The following is a 7,796-nucleotide window of genomic DNA, read 5'->3' on the forward strand; positions in this document are numbered from 1 at the left end:
GCCGCCGGCTCCACCACCTGGTACGGCCTGGCCCGCGCCGTCTTCGCCGAGGCCGGTCTCGACCCCGGCCGGGTCCGCCCCACCACCAGCGACCGCTTCCCGCGCCCGGCCCGCCGGCCCGCCTACAGCGTGCTGGGCCACGACCGCTGGGCGGGCACGGGCGTCGCACCCCTGCCCCACTGGCGCGCCATGCTCACCGACGCCATGCCGGGCCTGCGCCGGTGAACCCCTTCCCGGTACGCGGGCACCCACCCATCCGGCCGAAATGGGACCGCGCTGCCCCGTACCGTTGAGGAAGCGCAAGCGAAAGATCCTGGAGTGACCACCGTGACCACCGACCACCCTGCCGGCGGCGAGCTGCAGATCGCCCGGCGGATGCCCGGCGCCGGGCAGCAGGATCCGGACGCGCTGCAGCTGATGACCGATGTGAACCAGTTCATGATGGTCTACAAGTTCGGCCTCGCCGAGATCAACACCAAGATCACCATCCTGGCCGAGGAGCTCGCCCACCGCGGCCGGGGGAACCCGATCGAGCACGTCAGCCCGCGCCTGAAGAGCCTGTCCAGCCTGACCGCCAAGGCCCGGCGGCTGAACTGCCCGCTGACCTTCGACGACCTGCGCGCCCGGATCCGTGACATCGCCGGGATCCGGATCGTGTGCAGTTTCGTCTCCGACGTCTACACGGTCGCCGACATGCTGACCCGGCAGCCGGACGTCAACCTGGTCGTGAGGAAGGACTACATCGCCGAACCCAAGGTCAACGGCTATCGCAGCCTGCACCTGATCGTGGAGATCCCGGTCTTCATGTCCGACCGGGTGGTCGCCGTGCCGGTCGAGGTGCAGCTGCGCACCGTGGCGATGGACTTCTGGGCCAGCCTGGAACACAAGATCTACTACAAGCACGACCCGGAGGTGCCCGCCGAGCTGCGCGCCGAGCTCATCGAGGCGGCCGAGGACGCGGCCCGGCTCGACCAGCGGATGGAACGCCTGCACCGGGAGATCCACGGCCCCCGCCGGTAAATCCTCAGCCCGCCGCACCGGCTGCCGATCAGGGAGCTGGGAACCGCCGACGGGGAGAGGGCAGATCGGGTGCGACGCCGTCCCGAGGACGGGTTCACGCTGGTGGAGGTGGTGGTCGCCATCGCCCTGATCACCGTCGTGCTCACCTCGATGTCGGTCTTCTACGTGCGCAGCCTGGCACTCGGCGAGCACTGGGCCGGCCGGGAGGACGCGGTCCGGGTCGCCACCACCGGGCTGGAGGAGGCGGCCGCGCTCGGCACCGAGGTGCTCACCGGCCGCAGCCGGGCCGCGGTCGACGCGCAGGAGCGCGTGCCGGGCGTCGAGCAGTACCTGGAGGGCGGCGAGCAGGCCGCGGACAAGAACGCCGCGGCCGGCGCCAAGGCGAAGTTGGTCACCACCGGCGAGGCGGTCACGCTCAACGGCATCACCTACACCAAGCATTGGTACGTGCAGTGGTGCTGGCGCTCCGCGGCAGCGTCCGGCACCTGCGCCGTGGGCAACGCGGGCCGGCCGGACGCGGTCGCGTTCCTGCGCGTGGTGGTGGCCGTGCGGTGGGCCGACCGGGAGTGCGCGAACCGTCTCTGCGCCTATTTCCTGGCGACCCTGGTCGGCACCGGCGCGGACCCGATCTTCCCGCTGCCGCCGACCACCGCGGTGACCAGCAGCCCCACCCCGTCGGCGTCCCCCTCGCCGTCGTCGGCCTCGCCCTCGCCGTCGCCCTCCGTGTCACCGTCGCCGTCACCCAGCGCGACGGCCACGGCCCCGGCCGCGATCTGGGCGAACCGGACCGCCACCGACACCAACCCGGCCGCCCTCTGGCTCGCCTCGGCCAACCTCACCGTCACCGGCGTCGTGCACACCAACGCCGGGCTGTACGTCGCCGGCACCGGCATCGTGATCTCCCCGCGCGTGGAGTACGTGACGAGCCAGTACGTCAGCGGCGGCACCGTGCCCACGCCGGTGCGGGTCAGCGCCGGCGCGCCCACCGGCCTCAAGGTCGTCGCGGACTACGCCCCCGGCGGCACGGCGGCGACCGCGGCCGGCACCGGCTACCACGCCGTGCCGTCCTCGGCCTGTGCCGGCGGCACCTGGACCTACGGGTCGGTGCCCGCGACCGCCACCGTGGTGTACGTCCCGTGCGCGGTGAACGTCACCACCACCACGGTGACCCCACTGCTGGTCGCGACCGGGGCGATCACCGTCGCGCTGTCCTCGGTCACCATCGGCGGCGGCCTGCTGAGCGCCTCCACCGCGAACCCGGCGATCAATATCTCCGGCTCGTACGCCCGGGTCAACGGCCGCATCCAGGCGCTCGGCGGCGGTGTGCAGCTGCTCGGGTCGTACGGGGTGTTCCAGTGCGGCGTCATCGGCGACACCGTGCAGGTCCGCGGCTCGGACATCACGATCAGCGCGGACAGCACATGCCGGTGACCGAAGACCGGGACGACGCCGGTGTGACCCTGCTCGAACTGCTCGTCGCCATGAGCATCATGAGCGTGTTCACGGCCCTGTTCACCGCCGGTGTGGTGCAGATGTACCGCACCGCCGCCACGGCCGAGGCCACCCAGGCCCTGCAGAGCCGGCTCAACCTGACCTTCGAGCGGCTGGACGCGGAGATCCGGTACGCCTCGGCGATCACCGACCCGGACCCGGCCCCGGTGGACGGCCGCGGCATCTCGGTGGAGTACCTCAACCTCAACGGCGCCGAGCCGCTCTGCACCCAGTTGCGGCTGCTGAACGGGGCGCTGCTGCGCCGTACCTGGACCACCGGCAAGCCACCGTCCGGCGGCTGGCGCACCCTCGCCACCGGCGTCACCGGCAGCACCCCGTTCGCCGTGCGGAAGACCGCGAACCGCTTCCAGCTGCGGCTGACGCTCACCGTCGAGTACGCCACGTCCGGACCGGCGGCCGGCGAGCACACCACCGAGTTCCTCTTCACCGCACTGAACAACCGGGCCGGTGAGGCGGGCACGGCGTGCACCACCGACGGGCGGTCCCGGCCGTGAGAGACGAGCGCGGATCGCTGCCGCTCGCCCTGCTGGTCGCCGCCGCCGGCCTGGCGATCAGCGGGCTGCTCAGCTCGGCCCTGCTCAGCCAGGTGAAGGACGTCCGCCGGGTCGCCGAACGCGGTCAGGCCCTCGGCGGCGCGGAAGCAGGCCTGCAGGTGGCGCTCGGCTACATCCGCGCCGCCGCGGACAGTGACGGCAACGGCAGACTGGCGTCGCTGCCGTGCGGCACGCTGCAGGGCACCGTGTCGGGGGCGCCGGGCAACGGGTACCGGGTCACGGTGACCTACCACAACGCCGGCGGCGGCGAGATGAAGGTCTGCCCGCCGACGCAGACCCCGGCCACCGCACGGCTCGAGTCGGCGGACGTCACCGACGGGTCGGCCGGCGGCACCGGCCGCGCCTCGACCGTGAGCCCGCGGGTGCTGGAGGCCAACTACGACTTCCGCACACCCCGGCCCCAGATCCGCAGAGGGCTCATCCACAGCTATCCGTCCGGCGAGCTGTGCATGGACGCCGGCGACCAGCCGAAAGCCGGGACCGTGGTGCACATGCGCACCTGTGACCAGTCGCGGCCGCACCGGCAGATGTTCGCGTACGTGAAGAACATGGCCGTCGTCCACCCGGCGCCGGCGTTCTCCACCGACCCGGACCTGTGCCTGGAGGCCTCGGCCACCGCGACCATCGTCCTCCAGCCGTGCGCCGTGGCGCCCGACGACACCACGACCCCGTCGCCGGCCCGGCAGCTCTGGACCTTCTCCCGCAACTTCGCCGGTTTCATCGGGACCGACGACGGCAAGACGGTCAACAACCTGTGCGTCACCCTGAAGGACACCAGCGGCGCGGAAACCCCGCTGACGTACGCGGCGTGCCCGAAGACCTACGCCTCCTCAGCGACGATGCAGCCCGACTACGGTGTCGGTGCGGGCGCCGCCGGCGAGAGCACCGAGCAGCTGGTGAACTACGAGCAGCTGGGCCGCTGCCTGGACGTGACCGAGGGCAACGTCAAGTACGGCTCGCTGATCGTGTGGCCGTGCACCGCCGACCCGCAGCCCGCGAACATCTCCTGGAACCAGCGCTGGACCCTGCCCACGGTGAGCAACCTCGAGACCGGCGGCACCGGGCAGGTCACGGTCACCTACACCGACAAGAACAAGGTCGCCACGAAATACTGCCTGACCAGCCCCCGCTCGGCCGAGACCGGGAGGTTCGCCGCGGTGGCCGTGTGCAGCTCGGCGAAGGCCGAGGACATCACCTGGACCCGGTACCGCGCGCACGACGCCAAGAACAAGTCGTACACGCTGGTCGACTCGGCCGGGCTCTGCCTGGCGTCCAGCACCAAGCAGCTCTACACCCGGGTCGGCGACAAGATCGGCAAGGCGGTGGTCGCCGAGTGTGACGGCAGCGACCTGCAGAAATGGAACGCCGTGGTCGCCGACGAGACCGCGCTCACCGACATCCAGGAGAGGTGACGGCCGTCCCGGTGCCCCCGTGGCATCGGGACGGCCGTCCGCATCAGCCGTCGATGCCGTGCACCGGCGGGACGGTCAGGGTCCGGGCCTCCGGCGTGCCGCCCAGGATGATCTGCCGCAGCGCCGAGTTGTTCTTCGTGTCCAGCTCGGCCAGCCGGTTCTCCGGGTTGGCCAGCACCTGGATGTAGTACGTGCCGTTCGGCAGGTCGGTGATCTCGAAGTTCTGGCCGGGAAGGTACTGGCCGTAGGTGTCACCGTTGCCGATGTCCAGCACCTCACGCACCGCGACCACCGTGTCGGCGCCGCACGACGTCGACAGGTCGGTGTTCTCCGGCTGCCACTTGGCGTTCGGGATCGTGAAGTCGACCGCGTCCGTGTTCGCCAGGCAGAACGCCTCCTTGCCGCTGCGCACGGCCAGCTTCTGGTCGGCCGCGAGCAGGTTGTACTGCGCGAAGTCGGTGAAGTGCCAGTGCATGTGACCCTCGCGGGCGTCCCACTCCATCGTGCCGGCCGGACGGGAGCCGACCTGGTTGCCCTTGGCGTCGAAGAAGTACTGGTACGCGTCCATCAGCTCGGTGCCGGTCCGCCGGAAACCGTCGACCAGCAGCGGCGAGGTGCCGGCGTTCCAGACCGTGGCGGCGAAGTTCACGTACCACTTGCCGTCGATCTCCTCCAGCCCGATCGACCAGGCCGGCAGGGACCGCAGGTCCGGCTTCGGGCCGCCCGACGGGGCCGCCTTCAGCGTGGTCGGCCGCTTCGCCGGGGCGCGGAACTCCGGCAGGTACGACGAGACCTGACGCGCCGCATCACCCTCCGCCGAGTGCGCCGCGTGCTCGTCGGCCGGTGCCACCGGCTCGTCCGCGGTGGCCGCCTTCATGACCCGGGCCAGTCCGGCGTCGTCCTGGCGCTGCTCCACCACGGTCAGGCCGACCCGGGCGGTGCCCTGCTCGGCCGGGATGCCGAACAACTCCCGGTACTTCGGGTTCACCGTGACGTTCGCCGTGTACTTGCCGGCGGCCAGGTCGAACGGCTCCCCCTCGTACGACGGCTGGTCCTGCACGCGGGCGTTCCACCCGGCCTGCACGCCCCACACCGCGCCGAGCGTGAACGGGTTGCTCCACCCGCAGTACGACGACGGGTACGGGTTGGTGGCCGGCGCGTCCGGACGGGTCCGCGCCGTGTCCCCGCTGCTGCCGCAGAACGGGGTCGAGTACTCGGTGACCGTCGCCCCTGATTCGTCGGTGATGCTGATCGTGACGAAATCCTTCAGGCCGTTGAAGTCGGTGACCATGCCGGCCGGCAGCGCCACCCGCTTCTTCTTGCCCTTCTGCGTCACGATCCGCTCCGCGACGATCGGCTTGTCGTAGCCGGCCCGCTTCGCCTGGATCTCCAGCGCGTCCTTGCCGGCGATGACGTGCAGGCCGAGATCCATCTCGAACCAGAAGTCCTCGCCGGAGACGTGCCGGTAGGCGGTGACCGCCGAGGTGGCGGCGACGAACGAGAGCGCCGGCGGCGTCGCCGCCGCCTGCGCCACGCCGACACCGGCGGCGGTGAGCGCGAGCGCGCCCACCGCGGCCCCCGCGGTCAACATCCGGGTACGGCGACGATGCTTCGTCGGGTCAGTCATGTGGTCCTTCCCGTCGGGCGGCCGCCAGTGCCCCGGCCGCTGGCGCGACCATCCAATGCGGACACCTGTGAAACCTCTGTGAGATCGACGATCGTTGGCACGATCCGGGGAGACGCCTGGCCCATCCGGACCGCCTCGCGCTGCGAATCCATGGCACCCGACGAGGAAGGGAACGCCATGCGCCAGGTCGCCAAACTGTTGACCTTCGCCGTGCTCGGTGTCGCGCTGATCGTGGCCGCCGGGGTGCTGCTCACCCCGCGTGACGCCGGGCGGCGCACGGCAGCGCCGGCTCCGGCACGCGACACCGACCCGATCGCCGCCGCACAGCGGCGCCTGCAGGAGCTGCCCGGCGACTGGAACACCTGGGCGGAGCTGGGCATGGCGTACGTGCAGCGGGCTCGCGTGACCGCCGACCCGACCGACTACCCGCGGGCCGAGCAGGCGCTGGAGAGGTCACTGGCGGTCCGGCCCGAACAGAACGCGGCCGCGCTGACCGGGCTGGGCGCGCTGGCCGCCGCACGGCACGACTTCCCCGCCGCGCTGCGGCACGGGCAGGCGGCGCTCGCGGTCGACCCGTACCGGGCGGCGGCCCTCGGGGTGGTCGCCGACGCGCTGACCGAGCTCGGCCGCTACCCGCAGGCGTTCGACACCGTCCAGCGGATGGTCGACCTGCGCCCGGACACCGCCTCGTACGCGCGCGCCTCGTACACCTGGGAACTGCGCGGCGACCTGCCGCGCGCGGTGGACGCCATGCGACGCGCGCTGGACGCCGCCGCCAACCCGCAGGACGCCGTCTTCGCGCGCTACCACCTCGGCGAGCTCGCCTACGCCGCCGGCGACCTGGAGACCGCGGCCACGCACTTCACCGAGGGCCTGCGGCACGACCCCGGCCACCCGCAGCTGCGCATCGGCCAGGCCCGGATACGCGCGGCCCGCGGCGACACCGCCACCGCCGTCAGCGAGTTCCGGGCGGTCGTGGCCACCGTGCCCGACCCCGCGTACGCCGCCGAACTCGGCGACCTGCTGACCGCCACCGGGCAGCAGTCCGCCGGCGCCCGGCAATACGCCCTGGCCCGGGCCGGCTGGACCGGCTCGGCCGAGCCGGAGAGTGTGCTGTTCGCCGCCGACCAGCGCGAACCCGGCGCGGTGCGGCAGGCCCGCGCCCTCTACAGCCGCCAGCCCGGCTACGCCGCCGCCGACGCCCTGGCGTGGGCGCTGCGCTCCGCCGGGCAGCCCGCCGAGGCGCTGACCAGGGCCGACGAGGCGCTGCGGCTCGGCACACGCAGCGCGATGCTGCACTACCACCGCGGCATGATCCTCGCCGATCTCGGCCGCGCCGACGCCGCCCGGGCCGCACTGACCACGGCGCTGCGGCTCAACCCGTACTTCTCCGTCCGGCACGCGGCGACCGCCCGCGCCACCCTGGCGAAGCTCGGCGGTGCCCGATGAGGGCCCGCATCCTGGCATGGACCGGCCTCGTCGCTGCCGCGACCGTCGCCGGCCTCCTGGCCGTCTCCTCGCCGGCGGCCGCCGGCTCGCCCGCCGCCGGACTGCCCGCCGGCGGCGGGCAGCCCGTCACCCCACCGCGCGGGCGGTTGACCCTCCATGAGTACGCGGGGCTGCGCGGCACTCCCGCCGCGGGGGACGCCGACAACAAACACGACCTGGCCG

The 7,796-nt window shown here is 72.6% G+C and carries 8 protein-coding genes; 7 read left to right on the forward strand and 1 reads right to left on the reverse strand.

Annotated elements, in window-relative coordinates:
• From AB0F81_RS49555 to AB0F81_RS49575, 5 genes are all read left to right on the forward strand, one after another.
• On the forward strand, window positions 1-225 hold a 225-nt coding region (locus AB0F81_RS49555; protein ID WP_360211142.1), incomplete at its 5' end, for a sugar nucleotide-binding protein.
• Between the two features lie 93 nt (window positions 226-318).
• Window positions 319-1,020, forward strand: coding sequence for a GTP pyrophosphokinase family protein (locus AB0F81_RS49560; RefSeq protein WP_360211144.1), 702 nt, complete (start codon window positions 319-321; stop codon window positions 1,018-1,020).
• Window positions 1,021-1,089: 69 nt separating this feature from the next.
• On the forward strand, window positions 1,090-2,451 hold the full coding sequence (locus AB0F81_RS49565; RefSeq protein ID WP_360211146.1) for a prepilin-type N-terminal cleavage/methylation domain-containing protein: 1,362 nt from the start codon (window positions 1,090-1,092) through the stop codon (window positions 2,449-2,451).
• Window positions 2,448-3,026, forward strand: coding sequence for a prepilin-type N-terminal cleavage/methylation domain-containing protein (locus AB0F81_RS49570; RefSeq protein ID WP_360211148.1), 579 nt, complete (start codon window positions 2,448-2,450; stop codon window positions 3,024-3,026). The genes AB0F81_RS49565 and AB0F81_RS49570 overlap by 4 nt, the downstream gene beginning before the upstream one ends.
• On the forward strand, window positions 3,023-4,498 hold the full coding sequence (locus AB0F81_RS49575; protein WP_360211150.1) for a ricin-type beta-trefoil lectin domain protein: 1,476 nt from the start codon (window positions 3,023-3,025) through the stop codon (window positions 4,496-4,498). The genes AB0F81_RS49570 and AB0F81_RS49575 overlap by 4 nt, the downstream gene beginning before the upstream one ends.
• A 43-nt stretch (window positions 4,499-4,541) precedes the next feature.
• Here AB0F81_RS49575 and AB0F81_RS49580 read toward each other — a convergent pair whose 3' ends face one another.
• Window positions 4,542-6,125: a lysyl oxidase family protein gene (locus tag AB0F81_RS49580; RefSeq protein WP_360211152.1), complete on the reverse strand. Its 1,584-nt coding sequence runs from the start codon at window positions 6,123-6,125 to the stop codon at window positions 4,542-4,544.
• 177 nt (window positions 6,126-6,302) lie between these two features.
• Between AB0F81_RS49580 and AB0F81_RS49585 the strand changes: the two genes are divergently transcribed.
• On the forward strand, window positions 6,303-7,574 hold the full coding sequence (locus AB0F81_RS49585) for a tetratricopeptide repeat protein (protein WP_360211154.1): 1,272 nt from the start codon (window positions 6,303-6,305) through the stop codon (window positions 7,572-7,574).
• On the forward strand, window positions 7,571-7,796 hold a 226-nt coding region (locus tag AB0F81_RS49590; protein ID WP_360211156.1), incomplete at its 3' end, for a hypothetical protein. The genes AB0F81_RS49585 and AB0F81_RS49590, both read left to right, overlap by 4 nt.

This window comes from Actinoplanes sp. NPDC024001, assembly GCF_040638955.1.
In the GTDB taxonomy this organism is placed as follows: domain Bacteria; phylum Actinomycetota; class Actinomycetes; order Mycobacteriales; family Micromonosporaceae; genus Actinoplanes.